Here is a 317-nt window from a genome sequence, read left to right as displayed (position 1 = left end):
TGGACGTCCCCGGCGCGGCCAAGGCCCGGGACGCCCCCGGCGTCCTGGTGGGCTTAGGCCACGCCCCCCGCAGTGCGGTCTACCGGGGGGAGGTCCAGGTGTATGACGAGGCGTCCGGGTCCGCACCGTGCACACCGGCGAGTCCAAGGTGCTGGACGTCCCCGGCTTCTTCGTGGCCATAGGCCATGACCCCCGCAGTTAGCTCTTCCGGGGCCAGGTCGAGATGGACGACGAGGGGTACGTGAAGGTTCAGGCGCCAAGCTCCCGGACGAGCGTGCCCGGCGTCTTCGCCGCCGGCGACCTGGTCGACCACACCT

Annotated in this window: 1 pseudogene; it reads left to right on the top strand. The window is 71.3% G+C overall.

Annotation, left to right across the window (positions count from 1 at the left end):
* Positions 1-109: 109 nt before the first annotated feature.
* Positions 110-317: pseudogene (locus ADK66_RS30560) on the top strand (NAD(P)/FAD-dependent oxidoreductase); the annotation flags it as partial.

Source organism: Micromonospora sp. NRRL B-16802, from assembly GCF_001279555.1.
Taxonomy (GTDB): Bacteria; Actinomycetota; Actinomycetes; order Mycobacteriales; family Micromonosporaceae; genus Micromonospora; species Micromonospora profundi.
Note: the sequence above shows the minus strand (reverse complement) of the source record. Positions and strands in the feature narration are given on the sequence as shown.